A 22,079-nucleotide genomic window follows, 5' to 3' on the forward strand; every position below is an offset into this window, starting at 1 on the left:
CCCTTTAAAAAAGAGTCTTTTAAGAAGAAAACGGATTATAAAAGCGACTTCCATCTTGAAACGTTACCCATAAACTAATAATAAAGAAAACAACGAGTATAGAGATGGCTAAGTAATCTTTCTTTTCGAACGAACGTGCATTGTACCACGTTCGTTTTTTCTTTTTCCCAAAACCTCGCAACTCCATCGCACTACTAATTGTATCAATTTTTTCGAGACTTGATAGAATGAGCGGTGCTAAAATCGCAGAAGCATTTTTAATTCGTTTCAACAGCTTCTCGTTTTTTGACATATCTAACCCACGTGCTTGTTGTGCCTTCGCAATATTACGGAAATCTCGTTGCACATCTGGTATATATCGTAATGCTAACGAGACAGCGTAAGCAATTCGATAACTTACACCTAAACGATTCAATGACGATGCGAACTCGCTCGGGTGAGTCGTTACGATAAACAACAACGCAGCTGGAATGACCGTTAAATATTTTAAAGTAATATTTAATTGGTAAAACAATTGCTCTGCCGTAAAGTTATACCGTCCATACATATCAAGTAACACATGGCTCGTCCCATATATTTTTACCCCTTCTTGAGGTGAAAATAAATAGATAGCAAGATTGTTAATCACTAAAAAAATTAAAATGAACAATAATACGAAAGCAATATCTTTTAATTTGATTTTAGATACGTAAAAAATAACAATGCTTGCAACAAATAATAGCAATAAGATGCGAGTATCATACGTAAGCATTGCTATGGAAGACCACAATAAAAAACAAATTAATTTCGTCGCTCCTGTTAATTGATGAATGGGTGAGCGGCGATCAATATACGCTAACATCTCATTAGCCATTTGCTCTCACCTCCCGATCAAATGCGATAAATCGTTCCACAAATTGAACAGGATCAGAGATGCCGGTTTTTTCTGCTAACGTATAGAGCGATGTTTCCTTTAAATTCGCTTGCTTTAACACGTCAGGATTTGCTAGAACACGAACATTTATATCGTCCGCTAATTTCTTTCCGTCAGTAATCACAATGACGCGGTCTGTATACTCAAGCATTAAGTGCATATCATGGGTAATCATGATAATGGTATAGCCTTTTTTATTTAACTCCACTAAGAATTCCATAATTTCCGTGTAATGATAAAAATCTTGCCCCGCTGTCGGTTCATCTAAAATGATGACTTCAGGTTGTAAAGCTAAAATCGACGCGATTGTCACTCGTTTCTTTTGCCCATAGCTTAACGCGGAAATTGGCCAATTTCGAAATGGATATAAACCACAAACTTTCAACGCCTCTTCTACGCGGTCCTTGATTTCATCTTGTGGTAAACCTCGGGCCACTAAGCCGAGCGCAACTTCATCGAAAATCATATGTTTTGAAATCATGTGGTTCGGATTTTGTAAAACCATTCCAATTTTCATAGATCGGTCTTTAATCGTTTCATTCGTTATCTCGTTCCCGTCATAATAAATATGACCAGAGGAAGGTTTTTCAAACCCACAAATGAGTTTGGATATGGTCGACTTTCCTGCTCCGTTCTTCCCTACGATACTAACCATTTCCCCTTTATGTATAGTAAAGGAAACGTTATGGATGGTTTGTTTCTTCGGCGTGTATCCAAAAGATACGTTTTGAACTTCTAATAAAGGTTCATTTTTTTCGATTACTTCTTTTTCCGGCGTTTCTTGAAACCATTTTTTTAATGATTCGCGAAATCGGTCAACTTGGAATCTTGAAAAGTTAGCCGGCTCGGATTCTTTCGTAATGTTTCCACCCGCATATTTAACAGCTTTCGTGTAAAGGGGTTCTCGAATATTCACGCTTTCCAAAATAGCCGTGGACAACAATTCATTCGGGTCCAAATCAGCAACCACTTCCCCCTTATCAATAACGATAATGCGGTCAACATGACGATATAAGACGTCCTCTAAACGATGTTCTATAATCACCACGGTTGTATTGGTTTCTTTTTGAATTTTATCGATTAAGTGGATCGCATGTTTACCTGTCGCAGGATCTAAGCTCGCTAACGGCTCATCAAAAAGGAGAATATCAACATCGTCAACCATCACGCCTGCCATCGCTACGCGTTGCTTTTGTCCTCCTGATAACTGTTGAACCGATGCATTTAAGAAGTCATCCATTTCCACCATTTTGGCAACTTCTTTCACTGTGTCGCTCATTTCCTTATTTGGCACGCAATCATTTTCAAGTGCGAAGGCAATATCCTCCCCAACAGAAAGCCCAATAAATTGTCCATCGGGATCTTGCAACACGGTGCCCACTTTTTTCGATATCGTAAATAAATCTAACTCACGTGTTTCCTTCCCCATAATGCGTAAACTTCCGTTGATTTCACCTTTATGAGAAAACGGAATAAGCCCATTGATACAATGACCAATGGTGCTTTTTCCTGAACCTGAAGGACCTACAATCAATACTTTTTCGCCTTCAAAAATTTTTAAGTTTATATTCTTTAATGTCGGTTTCTTTTGACTATGGTATTGAAAACTAAAATGTTCAAATTCAATTACTGCATTTTTCATTCTTATTCTCCTACAAATCGTGATGCTATCTCGGTTGTTGTAACGTATGTTGTGGGAGAGTCATTACTCCATATCTAAGCTGCCTTTTTTCGTACGAGTACGAGCATATAAAGATAGAAGAATTGTTCCTAAAATACCGACAACGACAATATTGGATAATCCAACGCTCATCCCTTGGATGAACACTTTATTAGCTGGCTCAGCATAAATCCAGATGTCTAGTGTCGGTGCTACAACGAACCAACCGAAAGCTTGAGCAACTACTTGTACAACATTAAAACTAGCAATTTTTTTCTTTGTAAACTCTCCAGACTCGATGTCGATCTTTTTCGAAACGAGACCGAATAAAAATCCAACTAACATACTAACAATAACCCAGCTCCACCATATTGAACCATAAAAAATAAGATCTTTCAACGCATGGCCAATCAATCCAATGAAGCCACCAGCAAGCGGCCCAAAGATTACGGCCATAAGTGCTAAAAATGCATACGTGACTTCAATATTTGTATTAGGTATACCAGTCGGAATCGATGAGAATCTACCTAAAATTACAAAGACTGCGGCCCCAATTCCGATCGCAACAATCGTACGAACCGATAATAATTGTTTCATCATACAAAACACTCACTTTCTCTCCAAAAATACTAATGAAAAATTGCGCAAATCCTATTATAACTGATGTCAACTACTTTGCGAATCGAAATTTTTAACTTTTGAATGGTTTAAAACAGAAAAATTGATTAAAGACCTTTCTTCATCGATAATTGTATGGATATTAAGTTCAAAAAGACTTTATTTCAATAAAACTACTTCAAATCCCACAATTTCGTTACAGTTCCTTTCAAGTATAAATATTGCTCCTCATTTGTATCTTCAAAGGCTTCCTCCCTTGTTGCCGATAAATCTAGATAATTGATTTTTGAAGTAAATTGACATGATGTAAAATCATAACGGGTTCCGTTTATTTCGTTATAGAAATGCCATCCTTCTGATAATTTGGTTTTTAAGATTCTCCCTCCTAATAGATCCTGTACTACTAGCGAAGTTACTCCACACTGCCCTCGATATGGGTTATCAATTGTCCATTTTGTACTTGATTTTTCGGACCAAGACTTTAGTAAAATTGAGCTTAACTTTTCTATATCCTTTGCACTCATATAATAATTTCTCCCTTTTTTAAAATTAAAAAACGTTCAAATAATGTGAACAACCGAAGTAATTCTCTCTTAAAACTCAAATTCCTTTCTTTTTCTTTGATCTTTATTATTCAAATACTAATCATTAAATTAACCATAATTTTATTATGTAAAGTTTTTTCACGATACAAAAAAGCAACTTATCATTTATTTTCTATTTCCTTCATAAAAATGGTACGAAGCATTTTTTCGATGGGAGATGAACTTCATGAAAGAGCATGAAAATAAAGATAAAGAAAAAGACAAAATGAAAAAGCGGCCAAACATATTAATTTTAATGGTTGATCAAGAAAGATACCCTTCTGTTTATGAATCAGAAGATGTGAAAAAATGGCGAAGAGAAAACTTGAAGGCTCAGGAGTGGTTAAAAAAGAACGGGTTCGAATTGAAAAATCATTATGCTGGCAGTACGGCTTGTTCACCTAGTAGAGCAACCTTATATACAGGACAATACCCTTCCCTTCATGGCGTTACACAAACGTCTGGTGCTGCGAAAGGACCGTTTGACCCTGATATGTTTTGGTTAGATCCTAATACCGTTCCAACTATGGGCGATTATTTTAGAGAAGCAGGATATGAAACGTATTGGAAAGGAAAATGGCATGCATCCGATGAAGACATTCTGATTCCTGGTACGAAAGATGCCTATACAAGCTATACAGCGACAGGAGTACCTGACAAAGAAAAGGTGGATGTTTATTTAAATGCAAACCGCTTAGATTCGTATGGATTTTCCGGATGGGTGGGTCCAGAACCTCATGGCTCAGCACCACGGAATTCAGGCTCTTCCGCTTCAATCGGTCTAAGTGGACGTGATGAAATTTATGCAGCAGAAACGATTGAACTCATTCAAACTTTAGAAAAGAAAGACAAAACGAAAGATTCTTCCCCATGGTTTATTATGTGTTCCTTTGTCAATCCACATGACATCGCATTATTTGGGGCATTTTCAGAAATCAGTCCATTATATAATTTTACAGTTGATCCATCCGTTCCTTCTATTCCACCAGCTCCTACGGCACATGAATCGCTTGAGACTAAACCTTCAGCTCAAAAAAGTTATAAGCATGTTTATCAGGAAGCCCTTCAGCCACTCGTTGACACCGAACATTACCGAAGGCTTTACTATTCGCTTCAAAAAGAGGTAGATGAACAAATGCAAAAAGTTATAAAAGCGCTGAAACACTCCTCTTTTTACGATGATACCATTATTGTCTTTTTATCCGACCATGGGGAATTGTTAGGGGCACATGGCGGGTTATTTCAAAAATGGTATAACACGTACGAAGAATCAATTCATGTTCCTTGTATATTCCATAGCAAAAAACTTTTTTCTTCCTATGAAAGCACAGACATGCTGACCTCACACGTTGATATTCTTCCAACCTTATTAGGACTTGCCAACATTGATGCGAACGGTATTCAAGAGAAGTTAAAAGCAAATCACAATGAAGTGCATCCTTTGGTAGGAAGAGATTTATCTCCTTTATTAAGGGGGAAAAATCAGTTTTTCCGTGCAAACGAGCCACTATACTTTATGAGCGACGACGATTTCACAAGAGGTTTAAATCAATACACAGTGTCTGGGAAACCTTACGAATCTGTCATACAACCAAACCATACGGAAGCGATATTAACGAAATTGCCAACAGGGAAAAATGACACATTACAAACGTGGAAATTCACCCGCTATTTTGATAACCCACAGTTTTGGAGTAATCCAGGATGTGAAGATAAAGTAGTTGATGAAGCTTGCGTAAAAGATTTGTCAGATGATAAATCTTGTTCATTATGTATAACAAATATTAAAACTTCCCCAGTTCCAGATGAATTTGAGCTATACAATTTAACAGAAGACCCGCTGGAGGAACGAAACTTAGCGAGTCTCAAATATCAAACCCCAAAAATAAAAGCAATAGAGCAAATGTTGATGTCTGCATTAGAAGAACAATGCAAACAAAAACGGCTAGCTCCTTCTAGTGGTTCTGTACCAGGAATGCCTTCGTGTTCATGTGACGGAGTTTAATCCTTTACAAAGATTTGGGGAGAGTATTTTCTCCCCAATGGAATTATGACGGTTATATAATGCTTTAATCCTTCTGTTGCTTTTCCCCAATATAGGCTGGCTCGGAAAGACGTAAATCATACCCGTGATCTTCTGGTGATACATGAATAAGATCTTCTTTCGCCCCTACAATACTAGCCGTTTTTAGTTCGTTTTCAAAATCATCAAGGTCCTTCTTCAATTATGCTCCCTCCTTTTTCCCATCGCCGATAGGAGTATTTTTCGTTTAAATTCCATAAAATATGTTCGAATGTTTTTAAAGGAGGTAATCGCTTGAAGAAAAAATTAGAACAAGCCGTCGAACATGCGAATGAAACGAACCCAACAACTCGAAGTCGTCCAAAACCGAAGACATCTAAAGCCGACAGAAAATTATAAGTTTAAATGCTGTCACGATAAATAAAGTGACAGCTCCTCTTTCGATTGCTCAAAATTCTTCATTAACTGCTTTTTATTTCGTTCAACATGAAGCATTAAATGAATTGTAAGGACTAACAAGATACATGAAGAAGCAATCACTACAACTTGTAACGGTAACAGTTGAGCTGCAATACCAACGAAAAAGGTGATACAAATAATAGAAAAGGCTCCAACTACTTCGTACATACTTACGATGCGGCCTACAATATTTTGCGGGATGTTCGTTTGATAAAAGGAATAAAAGCCAGTATTTGCTAGAGCAAGTGATAATGACAGAATAACAAACCCTGTTGCCGCTTGCGCAAACGTTGTAGAAAAAGCATAAATTAAATACCCTATAGAAACAAAAACAGAACCTTTCCCTAACAAGCTAACTCCAGTCACTTTTTTCCCACATAATGCAACGATAATGGATCCAAAAGCGTATCCTCCGCCAGCTATGCTAACGAGCAATGCATACTGACTATCGGTTAATTCAACAACTTGTTTGGCAAATGCCGCTTCCAATGAATCAATAGCGGTAGCCATCACCAGTAGGCTCGAAAATAAGACATACGTTATTATGATATAAGAATGACTTTTGCTAAAACGAAAGACGAGGCGCCAATCACTTTGAACGGTTTTCAAGGTAAGTTTGTTTCCTTCACCTGAAGATAGAATATGTTGATCGACATCAGGAAGAAAAAGCAACAGAATTGCAGAAATCAATAACATAAAGCCGTTAAACGTTATCGCAGTCATTTCATTCCCGACTATAAAAAACATTCCGGCAATCGCTGGACCTATAACAAAACCTCCAGATTCTACAAAACTCCGCCATGCATTGAAACGAGTTCGATTTTTATGTTGAACAAATAAACTAAAGTATGACATGGATGCAGGGCGAAAGGTAGAACTTGCAATATTTATTATGAATACAATTGCATACATCGAAAATATGGATGGAAGAATTGGAATTATAAATAACAAAAAGGCTCGTAAAAAATCAATACCTATCATTAAGCGCCGTTTATTCATTCGATCTATAACACTACCTGCCCAGCTGTTCGTAATAAGCGCTGCAAATGGCTTTAACATATATAGGACTGCCACCGCAAACGGCGAATCCGTTTCATTTAACACGATGAGATTCAAAGATATTAAATAAACCCAGTCTCCTATGTTCGAAATACCAATGGATACTAACAAAATGATTGAGTGCCATCCCCTCATTATATACTCTCCCTTCTCTTTCATCATGAATTAAGCTCCAATAAGAAAAGCGCAAAGCGCAAGTCCTTAGGCGAAGGGCGCTGGAGGACCTGCGAGGAGGCTTCCGTCGCCACAGCTGGGCCGAAGCGACCCGAGCTGATGGCGCTTGGAGCTAGACACCAAAAAAACTGTAAAGAAAACACTTTATTGAACGTAAACTTTCTGTAACAATAAAAAAACTCACCCCCAAGAAAACATCTTGGGGGTGAGTTCCAATCACGGTGCCACCCCAATTTGCTCATACGTCACCATATGAACCTCAATAGGTAAAAAGCTACCCTCACTCTGTAACGGGAGTGTACCGCCACAACATCACGTTAACCGATCCGAAGTGTTGCTCCAAGCCTTGCTTCAATCAATCTTCCTTACCCCATTCCCACCATCAGGAGCTCTCTAAAAAAGAATGGATTGATTTACTCTTCCCTTCATCGCATTTAACATTTTCTAAATATTAACATTATCAATTTGATGTGTAAAGATAGCGTATCTTCTATTTTTTATCTCTCTTGCACACCTTTGACTTCATCATGCAATCTTTGTTATTCCCGCTTTATCGCACAAAATTAATGCGGAAACAGTATTTATGATATAATTCTCGATCTAAGGCTGATAAAAAGACATCCACTGCATGAAATAGCTCATTAGAATCAACCAACACGGTACCTTCACTCCAAATAGAAGAAATTTCCCAACGGTTGTCACCAATTTTCGTGAACGACATTATCGGTCCGTCATGAAGTTCAATTGAATCGTATTGAAAACCATCTTCTTTATTCCACCTTTTGAGTTGATAAGCAAGTTCCACCAAAGCAATGGATGGTTCGTAAAAGTAGCAATCACCATTTACTCGAATTTCAAGTTCGCCTTGTATACGAACAAACATTGAACCGTCAAACCGATTAAGCCAACTCCGTCGAACGTCACAATTCTTTAATAATTGGAATATAAATTCTATTGACAATTTATTTCCCTACCTTTGTATTACAAGATTTTATAAGTCATAATCCCAAGCCTCTACTTATAAACTGATAAAAATCTGTTGTTTATGGGGGAGTTCTTAATGCTTGATAGTGGTCTATTAACGAAATTTGTTGACCCGTTACCTCGTATTCCAATTGCCAAACCTCTTGGTACACAAAACGGAATTCCCTTTTACACTATTTCAATGAAAGAAAAGTTCCAAAAACTTCATCGTGATTTACCGGAAACGAAAATTTGGGGCTACGGGGGACGATTCCCTGGTCCAACTATTCACGTTTGGCAGCATCAGCCGATTCACGTACTATGGAGAAACGATCTTCCAACAAAACATTTTCTTCCGATTGACAAAACGGTTCATGGAGCAGAACCATCTCAACCAGAAGTTCGAACAGTCGTTCATCTTCATGGAGGAGTCACAAAAGAGGAAAGCGATGGATATCCAGAAGCCTGGTTTACTCACCATTTCAATGAAGTTGGCCCTTATTTTCGCCAAAAAGTATATGAATATCCAAATATTCAACAAGCATCGACCCTTTGGTATCATGACCATGCTATGGGGATTACGCGATTAAACATATACGCAGGTCTAGCAGGCTTTTATCTCATTCATGATGTAACGGAATATTCCCTCCCTCTTCCTAAAGGAGAATATGACGTACCATTATTACTCCAAGATCGAAGTGTAAACGAAGACGGCTCATTGTATTATCCTTCTCAGCCAACTCCTCCTATCGAGACAGTAAACCCGTCTGTAATTCCAGACTTTTTCGGTAATATGAACCTCGTAAATGGGAAAGTTTGGCCCTATTTCGAAGTTGAACCTCGAAAGTATAGATTACGTCTATTAAATGGGGCAAACGCTCGCTTTTATCGCCTTTCTTTGTCCAATGGCTTACCGTTTATTCAAATCGGTACAGACCAAGGGTTACTACCTTCACCAGTGCTTGTACACGAGTTAACTTTAGCACCTGCCGAAAGAGCTGACGTCATCTTAGATTTTACCCAATTGAAAATGGAAGAATTGATATTGTTAAATAATGCCCCTTCTCCTTTTCCACAAGGGGAAAAGCCAGACCCTTCCACCGAAGGAGTTGTCATGAAATTTATAGTGAATCAAAAACGAAAAGGAATGGACCAAACGTATATCCCTCCCGTTTTAGCGAGCATTCCAAAATTAGAGGAATCGTCTTCCATTCAAAATCGGAAGCTTCTTTTAAACATGAAACCTGATACTTATGGTCGGTCCATTCATCTATTAAACAATCGGTTATGGTCCGATCCGATTACAGAAGCTCCAAATCTATGGAGCATGGAGGTTTGGAGCCTCATTAACGTGTCCAAGGCAACACATCCCATTCATCTCCATTTAGTAAAATTCCAACTTTTGGATCGACAACCTTTTGACCGAGATAGATACGAAAAAGAAGGAAAAATTGTGTTAACGGGTGTAAGAAAGGAACCCGACTTAAATGAGAAAGGGTGGAAGGACACCGTTCGAGCAAACCCTGGTGAAATAACCCGAATCATCGTTCCATTTGGACCTTATTCAGGATTATTTGTATGGCATTGCCACATTCTCGAACACGAAGATTACGAAATGATGCGTCCATACAAAATCATACCAAACAAGGAATGACTCGTATTTTGAAGAAACACATTAATTTCTATAAATTGCACACAAGAATCCCCTTGATCAATATTTTGATCAATGACCTAGCATTTGTTTTTGCAGTTAATAAAAATGTCATTTCTTGTTTCTTTTTTTACAATTATTTCACTCTGATTGGATTCGATAGGTTCTTTCTTTATGTATTAAGATTGAAAGCGGGACAACAACTGGCACCATTTATTCTACAGTTCGAAGGTGAATTGCACGCCCATTGGCCCCCATACTTGAAACTGTTGCAACGCCGTTTTCTCATTCCAATGATCAACAGTTCATAGGTACATATTTTCAATTGAGAAAGTAAAGCCTTACATGTTTTTAGTGAACTTACTTTTAGTCTATTTGCCGAGTGATCAAGTTAAGGTCCTCTAAAACAATTGATTCACCCTGATTTCTAAGAAGATCAATGACAACAGTTAAATTATCCTTGACCTTTTCTGCATAGGTAAAATCACCGTAGCAATATGGGTAACGAAAGTTCGTTGAATCTCCACCGCAATTATAAAGTTCTGGGTTTTGTTGTACTTTTAAGTCGGAATATTGTTTCGCTAACTCTTCAGAATGTTTCTTTCCGTTTTGAGCAATAAAATCAATATAACCAGGACCCATATTATAGCTTTGGATAACCGTCTCCATATCAACTTGTTGTTGCGAACCGTACTTGTACATGTTGGCAAAATGTTTCACTCCTTGACGAATACTTTCATCAGGAGTATTTATTGCATTCCGTTTATATCCAGCCGACTCGGAAGACTGCATCACATCTTCACCGAGTGCATTACTTTCTTGCAAAATAATAGCTAAAATGACAGGTTTCAACTCTGTTAATTGGTAAGATGCTAATTCATTGTTTACCACATTCTCATATTTTAATAGTTTTTCCTCGACTTGATTGGTTCGTTGAAAAACTTGTTGATTTTCATACCTTTCGTATATGAGAAAGACTATTAAAAGACTAAAGACGAATAAAGAAACCATCCCTACTTTCTTTTTCACACGAAAAACCCCTTCACAAAATCAATCTCTCTATAAATAAGACCGTCTTTTTTTACGAATGGTTTCACTTTATTGTGAAGTTTTTGGCAAAATGAAAAGGGAGTTCAACTCCCTTTAACTACTTTTTCGTGCATAAATGAGTTGGGCAAATTGAGCGTATTGACGTACTTCTTTCAACTCTAAATCGATTTCTTGATCAAACGGTTGGAATAGCGGAATCCCTTTTCCGATAAGTACTGGTGCTATTGTGATAATGTATTCATCTATGAGATTATTTTGTAAGAAAGAGTGGATAATCCCTCCTCCACCAACAAGCCAAATCGTTCCACCATTCTCCTCTTTTAACCTCCTCGTGAAGGTTTTTACATCTTCATGAACGAACTGAACATATGGAGAATGTTGCTTCTCTTTTGAGGTAAACACAAAGCACTTTTTGTTTTCATACGGAAATGTCCCTTTCATTTCATTTAATATCCATTCATATGTACGATTTCCCATTACAACTGTATCAACCGGTTTGTAAAATGCCTCATAACCCGCATCTCCATCTACTTTCGTCTTAAATAGCCAGTCGAGAGAATCATCCTCAGTTGCAATATACCCATCAAGACTCATCGCGATGTATAGACTTACTTTTCTATTTTTCATCCAAACGTCTCCTTCTAATAAAATAAGAAAAATCATCTTATCGGAATCGAATTAGAAAATCAAGTCGCCGAATTCACATCCACTTTAAACACATAGCTTACTTTTTCATAATGCATTTTCTCTTCATAAAAGCGATGCGCTTCCGTTCGCTTTAACCCTGAAGAAAGCGCAATTTTCTCATACCCGTCAGCAATCGCCAATTCGTGTATATGCGATAATAATATTTCCCCATATCCTTGCGATCTTCTTTTCGAATCCGTGACAAGGTCACATACCCATAGATATTTTCCATAATATAATGTTATCATCGGTTGAAAACCGATAACTGCAACAATTTCATCTCCTTCAAACAACCCGAACTGACGATACCCTTCTTTTTCGGCTGCTTCAATTACGAGATTCAAATATTCCTCTTCATGCAGATGCGCTCTTAATTGATTCATAACTGGATACGCAAGTTGACGTTCTTCGTTCGATTTTAGTTCTTTAATAGATATCATTTTAGTACTCCCTTCCATCAAAATGCTACATACCCAATATTCGCAAAATGCCTTTTTCTCCACCCTACCATTTATTCCATATTTTTCAATATAAAAAACTTCCCTTTATAGAGGGGAGCTTCAAAATTTTTGTATGTTAAATTGGTCATGAAGAACAAGCCAGTTTTGAGGAAACGGATTCCCTAGGACCCAATAGCTAACACCTCGTAATCCCAACTCTTCTACAAGATTATATTTCGCTTTGACACTGCGGGCGTCTTCAAACCAGACGATATGTTTCTTACCATCTCTGTCTGTGTACTCATAATAAGGAGATTGTGCTTTTTCATCAAATTGAATTGCAACTCCATTTTGAGCGGCGCGTTCCACTGCTTGCTGAGGGCTTAACGTTTTAGCCCATTTTCCACCTTCCACATATGGTAAAGTCCAATCATAACCGTATAGCGGCATTCCCATCATGATTTTTTCCTTGGGCATTTCGGTTAAAGCGTATTGAATGACTTTCTTCACTTCGCTTAGTGGTGCAACGGCCATTGGTGGCCCACCTGACCAGCCCCATTCATATGTCATGATGACTACAAAGTCAACAATTTCTCCATGGGCCCGATAATCATGGGCCTCATATAATAATCCTTTTTGATTCCGGGAATATTTCGGTGCGATAGCTGTTGAGACGGAATATCCAAGCGGTCGAAGTCGATTAACGACGTTTCTTAAAAATTGATTATACGCTTCTTTGTCTGATGGATATAAATACTCAAAATCGATATTTAATCCACGGTATCCTTTTTGAGAAAGAATTTGCAACATATTATTTATTAATTTCACTTGTAAATTTGCGGAGTTTAATACCGTATGTGCTAATTCAGAACTAAATTCTCCCTCTTCAAAGTTTGTTAACACCATTAATGGTGCGACCCCTTTTTCTTTCGACACTCGTAAAAACGCATCATCCTGTAATGAACGTACTGTTCCGTCCTGTTGTAATTGGTAGCTAAAAGGAGTTATATACGTTAAGTACTGACCGATTTCTTTAACGGTTTGTTGACCACTTTCATTTAAAAACGTACTGTATGCGTTGACTTCTATCTTTACTTTTTGTTTCCCTGGGATAATGAGACGTTGACCTGGGTAAATCAATGATGGATTTTGAATTCGGTTGGCATAGGCAATTAGCTGAACTGAAACACCATATTGATTGGAAATAGCCCACAAAGAATCGCCTTGTTGTACGGTATGAAAGTCAGTTGGGAGCTTTAATTGTTGGCCGACATATATGACAGAAGGGTTCGTAATTTGATTACTCAAGATTAAGGATTCTATCGTCACACCGTAATGTTGAGCAATTGACCATAACGTTTCACCTGCACGAACTATATGGATGGATGCGGATGGTGGAATGACGAGTGATTGTCCAACTACTAATGTATTTGGATCGGTTAGGCCGTTTGCTTGGGCGATTTGATTCCAAGGAACTCCATACACTTGTGAAATTTGCCATAGTGTGTCACCGGACTGAACCACATATATACGCAAGCTGTCCCCTCCTTCAATTACAGGAACTATCATAACTGATTCACTTTATGCTGAATGTGGCTTCAATATTCATTTATGCATCTATACGGAGTTGGCTCTTTTCATTAAAAAACGTCCGCACACCATAATGAAGTGCAATAAAAACGGAAATACCGACACTTCCTGCGATTCCAAGCAAGACTACGATTTGGTATTCAATGGCGATTAAGGGACTTGTCCCAGATAGTATTTGACCCGTCATCATTCCAGGTAAAAAAATAATACCCATTCCGACCATGCTATTGATAGTAGGCAAAATCGCCGAATCAAAGCTATCGTTTACTATTGATTTTACCGCTACTTCAGGCTTCGCTCCTAACATTAGTGCTCCTTCGATAAGGAACCGCTCTTGTCGAAATCCTTCTAGCAAGGATTTGATTCCTAACGATACACCAGTCATTGTATTTCCTATAATCATCCCAGCAATCGGAATAAAATAGCGTGGATCATACCACGGATTGAATTGTACGACGACAAAATTAAAGTAAAACAAGGTAAATAACGTGCCTAGTAACATTGCGACTGCTATGACACGTTGTAACTGTAAATAGCCCTTTAGCTGAATTTGCTTATACACATTATAGATTGCAAATGCCTCCATAATCAAAATTATAACAAGTGTCGTTATTGGATTCGGATTTTCAAATATGTATGAAAGTATGTACCCTACAAGAACAAGCTGAAGTGTCATTCGAATGGAAGCGATGAAAATTCGTTTCTCCCGCTTTATTCCTCGCACACGAATAAGAAAAAGGAGCAGAATTATAAATAGATAGGCTGCTATAAATCGTACCAATTGAATATCTATTATAGACTCTTTCATGTTCCCTCCTAGGAAGATTGCTTTTTCAACTCAATAATTTGGTCACTGAAGCGTTTCGCCATTTGTGTTGAATGAGTGATCATAATGACCGTTTTATTTAGCTTTTTCAAATAAGTTAATAAATCATTCATCACTAAGTCTTCAGTCTGATCATCAAGCGCTGACGTTGGTTCATCCAATAAATAGACGTCAGGGTCACAAAGCAGCATTCTGGCAAGTGCTAATCGTTGCTTTTCCCCACCTGATAAATTGTTGACATCCTCATCCAACGATTTAATTAAATGGGCTATTTTTAAATAATATGATAACTGTTTATCTGATACAGGCGGCATATCCCGCCACATCAGTCCAATTTGTAAATTTTCACGAATGGTTCCATCAATCATCACCGGTTGTTGACTTAGCATCGAAACGGTTCGCCGCCATTCAATCGGATTCCATAGTTGAATATTCTTTGACTGATAGAATATTTCCCCTCTATTCGGAGTTTCCATTTGATTTAAAAGCTTTAAAAATGTTGTTTTGCCAGCACCACTTTCTCCGACAATACTCGTTACTTCACCACGATTAATGGTCAACTTCTCAATGTTTAATATATCTTTATAGATTAACTCTTTAATTACGAACATGCGCCCCTCCTATTTTCAAATACTACTAAATCCAATGTACCAAATTTCCAGTTTGTATGAAAAGGAAAACTCTCTTCGAAGATTTTACGTATACATAAAAAGCGAACCAGCATAACCTGATTCGCTCTCTCCAATGGATTACCCTTTTTGTTCAGTAGTGGACGTATGTTCCCATGCTTCTGCTTTTGTTAGGCCTTCAATCGATGAAGCGTTGAAAACAGGGTCTTTTCCTGCTTTACGTTGAGATACATAGTCACGTAACACTTGAACGGCAATTTTTGATAATAGAGTAATCGCTATTAAGTTGATTACGGCCATTAAGCCCATAAAGAGGTCTGCCAAATCCCAAACGATTTGAATACCTGAAACAGATCCAAAAACAACCATTGCCACGACTGCTAAACGATAAACGAATAATGCCATTTTGTTTTCACGAATAAATTCAATATTCGTTTCACCGTAATAATAGTTTCCAATAATGGAGCTAAAAGCAAATAAGAAAATCGCAATCGCAACAAAGATCGACGCCCAGCTTCCGATATGGGAAGCAAGTGCAGCTTGTGTTAATTGAATCCCACCTAGTTCTTGATCAGGTGATACATCAAATAATAAAATTAAGAACGCTGTTGCTGAACAAATAATAATCGTGTCAAAGAATACCCCTAACGATTGAATGAAGCCTTGCTTTGCTGGATGCGATACATTCGCTGTTGCAGCTGCGTTTGGCGCACTACCCATACCCGCTTCATTCGAGAATAATCCACGCTTAATTCCATACATTAGTGCAGCTCCAACGCTTCCTCCAGCTACTTCTTCTAAACCGAACGCACTTTTAAAAATAAGTGCAATAATACCTGGAATCTCTGTAATGTTCATGATTACAACAACAAGTGCTACGATAATATAAATTCCAGCCATGACCGGCACAATAATTTGCGTCACTTTCGCGATTCGATGGATTCCACCAAAAATAATAATCGCTGTAATGATGGCTAATAGCGTAGCCATAATTGTTTTATTCACAGAAAACGCTTCTTCAAATGCAGCTGAAATGGTGTTCGCTTGTACAGCATTAAAAATAAGACCAAAACATAACGTAATTAATACTGCAAAAATAATTCCTAACCAGCGTGCATTAAGTGCTTTTTCCATGTAATATGCTGGTCCACCGCGGAATGTGTCACCATCTTTTACTTTATATACTTGAGCAAGTGTACTTTCAACGAAGCTGGAAGCCATTCCAATCATCGCAATTAGCCACATCCAGAAAACAGCACCAGGACCACCGAACGCGATAGCTAACGCAACACCTGCTAAATTTCCAGTTCCGACACGGGAAGCAGCGCTTACAAAAAATGCTTGGGCAGATGAAACACCTTTCCCACTGCTCTTTTCCGTAATTAATCGGAACATTTCACCTAAATGGCGAAACTGGACAAATTTCGTTTGAATGGTAAAAAGAATACCGAGACCAATGAGCATATAAATTAAGATATAGCTCCAAAGAACGGTATTACCTTTTCCAACGATTTCACTTAACCATTCCATGAAAGATCCCCCTTTTTCATCTGTCAGTTCTTCTTATGTTAGGTTTTTTAACACGAACAGGTAACATTATATCACAAATTTAAAGAAAAATTCTACACATTTTTTTCTGTAGCATAATCTATAAATCTTTGATACTATTAATCGTATATAAGGGAGTTGATGGCGATGCGGATCATGCAATTTTTGCTTTCTGTTACGCTTATCGTTGCCATATTCGTCACAACAGCTTCTTCTCAATTAACAGCTATTACAAGCGATGCTTTTGAAGGCATTGAGGCATATGCATACGATACGGACGACGTTCTTTCTAGTCATGAAAAAGCAGGAATCTTAAAGGATTATGTTGAATTGCCCCACCCATTTACGCACTTCATTTCAACTTATTATGTTAAGCGCCTATTCTTAACTGAAAGGTTTTTCGGGGCGAATTATTTGAAAGATCTTTCTCTTCCGAACAGAATGTAAAAAAGGAGGGGAAACGATGTTAGGTTGGGTTCGTTTATTAATAATTGGATGTTTTTCATTAACGGCTATGTCGTTGTTTTTTTACCAAGGGGTAGAAATCATACAAGCGTTTCTTGACTACTTCCACTCTAAACATCATTCATAAAAAAGTTAACCCACAAGCCTTCATATGACTTGTGGGTTTTTACTTACACTTCTTTTTTATAGAACCAAGCGTCGATTACTTTTCCAGCTTCTTGCTCATCCACATAAAATGAACCATTACTATACCGTTCATTTATTCGTAAACTTTCAACTGGAACTATCTCTACTTGTCCTTTTTCAGTTTGTATATAAAACTCTTCATTCCCCGATGTCACGAATGCTCGAACCGTTTGATGTGGATTCGTTTTCAACTCTCGTAACATCACTACGCCACGTTTCGCACGAGAAGAAGGCTCAAACTCCGTTAACGCCATTTTCTTCATCGCACCCCGATGTGTAATAAGCGTAATTGTGTCCGTCTCTTCGCTAATAATGCCACCACTTACAACGTAGTCATCATCCTTTAGATTGATTCCCTTTACACCGGCAGCTCTTGTCCCAACAACATTAATTTCTTCTTCATGGAATCGCAAACCATATCCATTACGTGTGGCAATGAACACTTCTTTCGTTCCATCGGTCACTTCGACATGTACGACTTCATCGTCATCCTTTAAATTAACAGCAACAAGAGGTTTCGAATAACGTTGCGCTTTATATTGCTTTAACTCCGACTTTTTCGTCATGCCGTTCTTTGTGAAAAATAGTAAAAACGAATCTGTTTCGAAGTCTTTCACCGGAATGGCTTTTAAAATCGTTTCATCCTTATCAATTGGTATGAGTGAAGCTACATGCTGACCAAGATCTTTCCAGCGAATATCAGGTAATTCGTGTACTGGGAAGTATAAATAGTTCCCTTTATTCGTAAAGAGTAATAAAACATCTGTCGTATTCATCTCGAGACAAGATAGTAAGTGATCCGTATCTTTCATTCCAAAATCTTGCCCGTTCGATGCGCTGTATGACCTCAAACTTGTCCGCTTTACATAGCCATCTTTCGTAACAGTTACCATGACGTCCTCACTTGCAACCATAACTTCTAAATTGATTTTAATTTCTTCAATTTCATCCTCGATAACCGTTCTACGTTCATCAGCATACGTTTTTTTAATTTTTCGCAAATCTGTTTTAATAACTTTTAGTAATTTCTTCTCATCTTGTAAAATGGCAGTCAACTCTTCAATTTTCTCACCTAGCTCTTTTGCTTCTTCTTGAAGAGCTGTTACGTCCGTGTTCGTTAAACGATAAAGTTGCAAGGAAACAATTGCTTCTGCCTGAGGCTCTGTAAATTGGTAGCTTTCCATTAAATTATTTTTCGCATCTCGTTTATCTTTCGAAGCACGAATCGTCGCAATCACTTCATCCAATATTGATAAAGCTTTAATTAGACCTTCTACTACGTGCTGCCGCTCTTCTGCCTTTTTCAATTCGTATTTGGAACGATTGGTTACAACTTCTTTTTGGTGATCAATATACGCATCAAGAATTTGTAAAATTCCCATTAGCTGCGGTCGACGGTTATGTATAGCTACCATATTAAAGTTATACGGAATTTGCAAATCTGTGTTTTTATATAAGAAGTTTAATACACCTTCAGCATTTGCATCTTTTTTGAGCTCGACAACAATCCGTAATCCGGTACGATCTGTTTCATCTCGCACTTCTGAAATTCCTTCTACTTTCTTATCAAGGCGAAGCTCATCCATCTTTTTCACGAGATTTGCCTTATTGACTTCGTAAGGAATTTCCGTAATGACAATTTGTTGTCTTCCGCCACGAATTGTTTCGATATCCGCTTTACCACGAATGATTACTTTTCCTTTTCCTGTTTCATATGCCTTCTTAATTCCATCAATCCCTTGTATAATTCCTCCAGTTGGAAAATCCGGCCCTTTCATAATGTCCATGATTTCATCAACAGTTACGGATGGCTTATCAATTCTTTTAATCACCGCGTCAATTACCTCACCTAAATGGTGGGGAGGAATATCCGTCGCATATCCTGCTGAAATACCTGTGGAGCCATTCACAAGCAAATTTGGGAACATTGCCGGTAAAACAACCGGTTCCTCACTTGTATCATCGAAGTTTGGAACAAAGTCTACCGTTTGCTTTTCGATATCACGGAGCAACTCTTTTGCAATTGGAGAAAGCCTTGCTTCTGTATAACGCATCGCCGCAGGAGGATCTCCATCAATGCTTCCGTTATTCCCGTGCATTTCGATTAATACATTTCGCACTTTCCAATCCTGACTCATCCGAACCATTGCATCGTACACTGATGTATCTCCGTGCGGATGATAGTTACCAATAACATTACCAACCGTTTTTGCCGACTTACGGAATGGTTTTTCACTCGTGTTTCCATCGACATACATGGCATATAAAATTCTTCGTTGAACGGGTTTTAAACCGTCTCGCGCATCGGGTAATGCACGGTCTTGAATAATATATTTACTATATCGACCAAAACGGTCTCCGAGAACTTCCTCTAACGGTAATTCATGAAAACGTTCTGCTTGAGTCATCGATTAGACCTCCTCTCCGATGGATAAATTTTCATTTTCTAAGATGTTAGACTCTTCTTCTAATCCGAAAGCGACATTTTTTTCGATCCATTTTCGGCGAGGTTCGACTTTATCGCCCATAAGCGTTGTTATTCTTCTTTCCGCTCGAGCAGCATCATCAATTCGAACACGTATAAGAGTACGTGTTTCAGGATTCATGGTTGTTTCCCAAAGTTGGTCAGCATTCATTTCTCCTAAACCTTTGTATCGTTGAATCGTGTAGCCTTTTCCTACTTTCTTCGTCACTTCACGTAATTCTTCATCGCTCCAGGCATATTCAATGACTTCCTTCTTCCCACTTCCTTTTGATACTTTGTAAAGTGGCGGAAGCGCAATAAATACTTTTCCTTCTTCAATTAGAGGTTTCATGTAGCGATAGAAGAAGGTTAAAAGCAACACTTGAATATGAGCACCATCTGTATCAGCATCTGTCATAATGATGACTTTATCATAGTTCACATCTTCAATTGAAAAGTCAGCGCCAACTCCAGCTCCAATCGCATGAATGATAGTATTGATTTCCTCATTTTTGAAGATATCTTGCAATTTTGCTTTTTCAGTATTGATAACTTTCCCTCGTAACGGCAACACAGCTTGGAACTTTCGATCCCTACCTTGCTTCGCTGAACCACCTGCGGAATCACCCTCTACAAGGTATAATTCATTATTTTTCGGATTTCGTGACTGTGCTGGTGTTAATTTTCCACTTAACGTGGACTCTTGACGTTTACGCTTTTTACCAGACCGCGCTTCTTCTCTTGCTTTTCGAGCCGCCTCACGAGCTTGAGCCGCTTTGATGGCTTTTTTAATTAACAGCGAGCTTACATCTGGATTTTCCTCTAAAAAATAAGACAATTGTTCAGAAACAACTGCATCCACTGCTGAACGCGCTTCACTTGTACCTAGTTTTCCTTTTGTTTGTCCTTCAAACTGAAGAAGCTCTTCTGGAATACGTACGGATACAATCGCAGACAACCCTTCACGAATATCAGTTCCTTCTAAATTTTTATCTTTATCCTTTAAAAGGCTAACCTTTCGAGCGTACTCGTTAAAAGCACGAGTCATTGCTGATTTTGCACCAGCTTCATGCGTACCGCCATCCTTCGTTCGCACATTATTAACAAAGGACAAGATGTTTTCGCTAAATCCATCATTAAATTGGAAGGCAAATTCTACTTCGATACCATGTTGTTCCCCTTCAAAAGAAACAACTGAATGTAATGAATCCTTCTCTTCATTTAAGTAGGTGACGAACGCCTCAATCCCATTTTCATAATGGTAGGTTTCTGCTACTCCATGGCGCTTATCGACTAATTCAATCTTTAACCCCTTTAACAAGAAAGCTGATTCGCGTAAACGTTCACTTAATGTATCGAAATTAAATACCGTCGTACTAAACATGGTTGGATCAGGCTTGAAATGAATGGTTGTCCCTGTATCTTTCGCTTTCCCTTTCTTCTCCAATGTTGTTACAGGCTTCCCACCATTTTCAAACCGCTGCTCATATACAAATCCATCCCGTTTTATCGTTACGATTAACCATTCAGACAAGGCGTTTACAACAGACGCACCAACACCATGTAATCCACCACTTGTTTTATAACCGCCTTGACCAAACTTTCCACCTGCGTGGAGTACAGTTAAGATGACTTCAGGAGTTGGCTTCCCCATTTTATGCATCCCTGTCGGCATACCGCGCCCCTTATCTTGAACAGAAATACTATTATCATTATGTATCGTTACTTTAATATGATCTCCGTAGCCAGCTAACGCTTCATCTACAGAGTTATCTACGATTTCGTAAACAAGATGATGCAAACCTCTCGCATCCGTACTTCCAATGTACATCCCTGGACGCTTACGGACTGCTTCCAATCCTTCTAGAACTTGAATCGCATCATCATTGTATTCAATCTTTCTCGTATTCACCAAACGACTTTAACCCCTTTCACAACTATGAGAACATATGTTCAGTACGTCTTGATTTTACCTGTAACCACACTATCCGTCAACTCATTACAAGTACTCATGCTTTATTGTATATCTGTTTTGCAAGGAATTTCAAACCTTTCTCGAAGAATATCGGCTTTTCTACACGTAAATTTAC

20 protein-coding genes and 1 other annotated feature are annotated in these 22,079 nt (G+C 38.2%); of the genes, 4 read left to right on the plus strand and 16 right to left on the minus strand.

Annotated elements, in window-relative coordinates:
* Positions 1–19: 19 nt before the first annotated feature.
* The 4 genes from ML543_RS13335 to ML543_RS13350 all read right to left on the minus strand — a co-directional run bounded on the left by ML543_RS13335 (position 20) and on the right by ML543_RS13350 (position 3,715).
* Positions 20–853 carry an energy-coupling factor transporter transmembrane component T family protein gene (locus ML543_RS13335; protein ID WP_243387940.1) on the minus strand — a complete coding sequence of 278 codons (834 nt, stop codon included), beginning with the start codon at positions 851–853 and terminating at the stop codon, positions 20–22.
* Positions 846–2,555 carry an ABC transporter ATP-binding protein gene (locus tag ML543_RS13340; protein WP_243387941.1) on the minus strand — a complete coding sequence of 570 codons (1,710 nt, stop codon included), beginning with the start codon at positions 2,553–2,555 and terminating at the stop codon, positions 846–848. Before ML543_RS13340 ends, ML543_RS13335 begins: the two co-directional genes overlap by 8 nt.
* 63 nt (positions 2,556–2,618) lie before the next feature.
* On the minus strand, positions 2,619–3,173 hold the full coding sequence (locus ML543_RS13345; protein ID WP_243387942.1) for an ECF-type riboflavin transporter substrate-binding protein: 555 nt from the start codon (positions 3,171–3,173) through the stop codon (positions 2,619–2,621).
* Between the two features lie 191 nt (positions 3,174–3,364).
* The gene (locus ML543_RS13350; RefSeq protein ID WP_243387943.1) at positions 3,365–3,715 is read right to left on the minus strand and encodes a YunG family protein; all 351 of its coding nucleotides are present in this window, start codon (positions 3,713–3,715) and stop codon (positions 3,365–3,367) included.
* 247 nt (positions 3,716–3,962) lie between these two features.
* On the opposite strand from ML543_RS13350, the gene ML543_RS13355 reads away from it, so the two are divergent.
* Entirely contained in the window at positions 3,963–5,780 is a 1,818-nt protein-coding gene (locus tag ML543_RS13355; protein ID WP_243387944.1) for a sulfatase family protein, read from the plus strand.
* A gap of 64 nt (positions 5,781–5,844) precedes the next feature.
* On the opposite strand, the gene ML543_RS13360 is transcribed toward ML543_RS13355, so the two are convergent.
* The 3 genes from ML543_RS13360 to ML543_RS13370 form a co-directional block, all read right to left on the minus strand.
* Entirely contained in the window at positions 5,845–6,000 is a 156-nt protein-coding gene (locus tag ML543_RS13360; protein WP_243387945.1) for a hypothetical protein, read from the minus strand.
* A gap of 209 nt (positions 6,001–6,209) precedes the next feature.
* Entirely contained in the window at positions 6,210–7,478 is a 1,269-nt protein-coding gene (locus tag ML543_RS13365; protein WP_243387946.1) for an MFS transporter, read from the minus strand.
* 210 nt (positions 7,479–7,688) lie between these two features.
* Positions 7,689–7,928 (minus strand) — a binding site (T-box leader).
* A gap of 112 nt (positions 7,929–8,040) precedes the next feature.
* Positions 8,041–8,451, minus strand: a complete 411-nt coding sequence (locus ML543_RS13370; protein WP_243387947.1) for a DUF7878 domain-containing protein — start codon at positions 8,449–8,451, stop codon at positions 8,041–8,043.
* A 99-nt stretch (positions 8,452–8,550) separates the two neighbouring features.
* Between ML543_RS13370 and ML543_RS13375 the strand changes: the two genes are divergently transcribed.
* Positions 8,551–10,107, plus strand: a complete 1,557-nt coding sequence (locus tag ML543_RS13375) for a multicopper oxidase family protein (protein ID WP_243387948.1) — start codon at positions 8,551–8,553, stop codon at positions 10,105–10,107.
* A gap of 363 nt (positions 10,108–10,470) precedes the next feature.
* On the opposite strand, the gene ML543_RS13380 is transcribed toward ML543_RS13375, so the two are convergent.
* The 7 genes from ML543_RS13380 to ML543_RS13410 all read right to left on the minus strand — a co-directional run bounded on the left by ML543_RS13380 (position 10,471) and on the right by ML543_RS13410 (position 16,856).
* Positions 10,471–11,115 carry a lysozyme family protein gene (locus ML543_RS13380; protein WP_279326678.1) on the minus strand — a complete coding sequence of 215 codons (645 nt, stop codon included), beginning with the start codon at positions 11,113–11,115 and terminating at the stop codon, positions 10,471–10,473.
* 132 nt (positions 11,116–11,247) lie between these two features.
* Positions 11,248–11,781, minus strand: coding sequence for a dihydrofolate reductase family protein (locus tag ML543_RS13385; RefSeq protein ID WP_243387950.1), 534 nt, complete (start codon positions 11,779–11,781; stop codon positions 11,248–11,250).
* Between the two features lie 59 nt (positions 11,782–11,840).
* Positions 11,841–12,281, minus strand: a complete 441-nt coding sequence (locus ML543_RS13390) for a GNAT family N-acetyltransferase (RefSeq protein ID WP_243387951.1) — start codon at positions 12,279–12,281, stop codon at positions 11,841–11,843.
* Positions 12,282–12,401: 120 nt separating this feature from the next.
* Complete coding sequence (locus ML543_RS13395) at positions 12,402–13,817, minus strand: LysM peptidoglycan-binding domain-containing protein (RefSeq protein WP_243387952.1); 1,416 nt, start codon at positions 13,815–13,817, stop codon at positions 12,402–12,404.
* A gap of 73 nt (positions 13,818–13,890) precedes the next feature.
* A complete protein-coding gene (locus ML543_RS13400) occupies positions 13,891–14,679 on the minus strand; it encodes an ABC transporter permease (RefSeq protein WP_243387953.1) in 789 nt (262 codons plus the stop codon).
* Between the two features lie 8 nt (positions 14,680–14,687).
* A complete protein-coding gene (locus ML543_RS13405; protein WP_243387954.1) occupies positions 14,688–15,308 on the minus strand; it encodes an ABC transporter ATP-binding protein in 621 nt (206 codons plus the stop codon).
* 138 nt (positions 15,309–15,446) lie between these two features.
* Positions 15,447–16,856, minus strand: a complete 1,410-nt coding sequence (locus ML543_RS13410) for an alanine/glycine:cation symporter family protein (RefSeq protein WP_243387955.1) — start codon at positions 16,854–16,856, stop codon at positions 15,447–15,449.
* Between the two features lie 165 nt (positions 16,857–17,021).
* On the opposite strand from ML543_RS13410, the gene ML543_RS13415 reads away from it, so the two are divergent.
* Positions 17,022–17,321 carry a hypothetical protein gene (locus ML543_RS13415; RefSeq protein ID WP_243387956.1) on the plus strand — a complete coding sequence of 100 codons (300 nt, stop codon included), beginning with the start codon at positions 17,022–17,024 and terminating at the stop codon, positions 17,319–17,321.
* Positions 17,322–17,337: 16 nt separating this feature from the next.
* Positions 17,338–17,466 (plus strand): hypothetical protein, encoded by a 129-nt coding sequence (locus ML543_RS16950; protein ID WP_279326674.1) that lies wholly within the window; start codon positions 17,338–17,340, stop codon positions 17,464–17,466.
* Between the two features lie 43 nt (positions 17,467–17,509).
* Here the strand turns inward: ML543_RS16950 and parC are convergent, their stop codons facing one another.
* Positions 17,510–19,933 carry a DNA topoisomerase IV subunit A gene (gene parC / locus ML543_RS13420; RefSeq protein WP_243387957.1) on the minus strand — a complete coding sequence of 808 codons (2,424 nt, stop codon included), beginning with the start codon at positions 19,931–19,933 and terminating at the stop codon, positions 17,510–17,512.
* 3 nt (positions 19,934–19,936) lie between these two features.
* Positions 19,937–21,904, minus strand: coding sequence for a DNA topoisomerase IV subunit B (gene parE / locus ML543_RS13425; protein ID WP_243387958.1), 1,968 nt, complete (start codon positions 21,902–21,904; stop codon positions 19,937–19,939).
* Between the last annotated feature and the right edge of the window lie 175 nt (positions 21,905–22,079).

The sequence above is a fragment of the Bacillus kexueae genome, from assembly GCF_022809095.1.
In the GTDB taxonomy this organism is placed as follows: domain Bacteria; phylum Bacillota; class Bacilli; order Bacillales; family Aeribacillaceae; genus Bacillus_BZ; species Bacillus_BZ kexueae.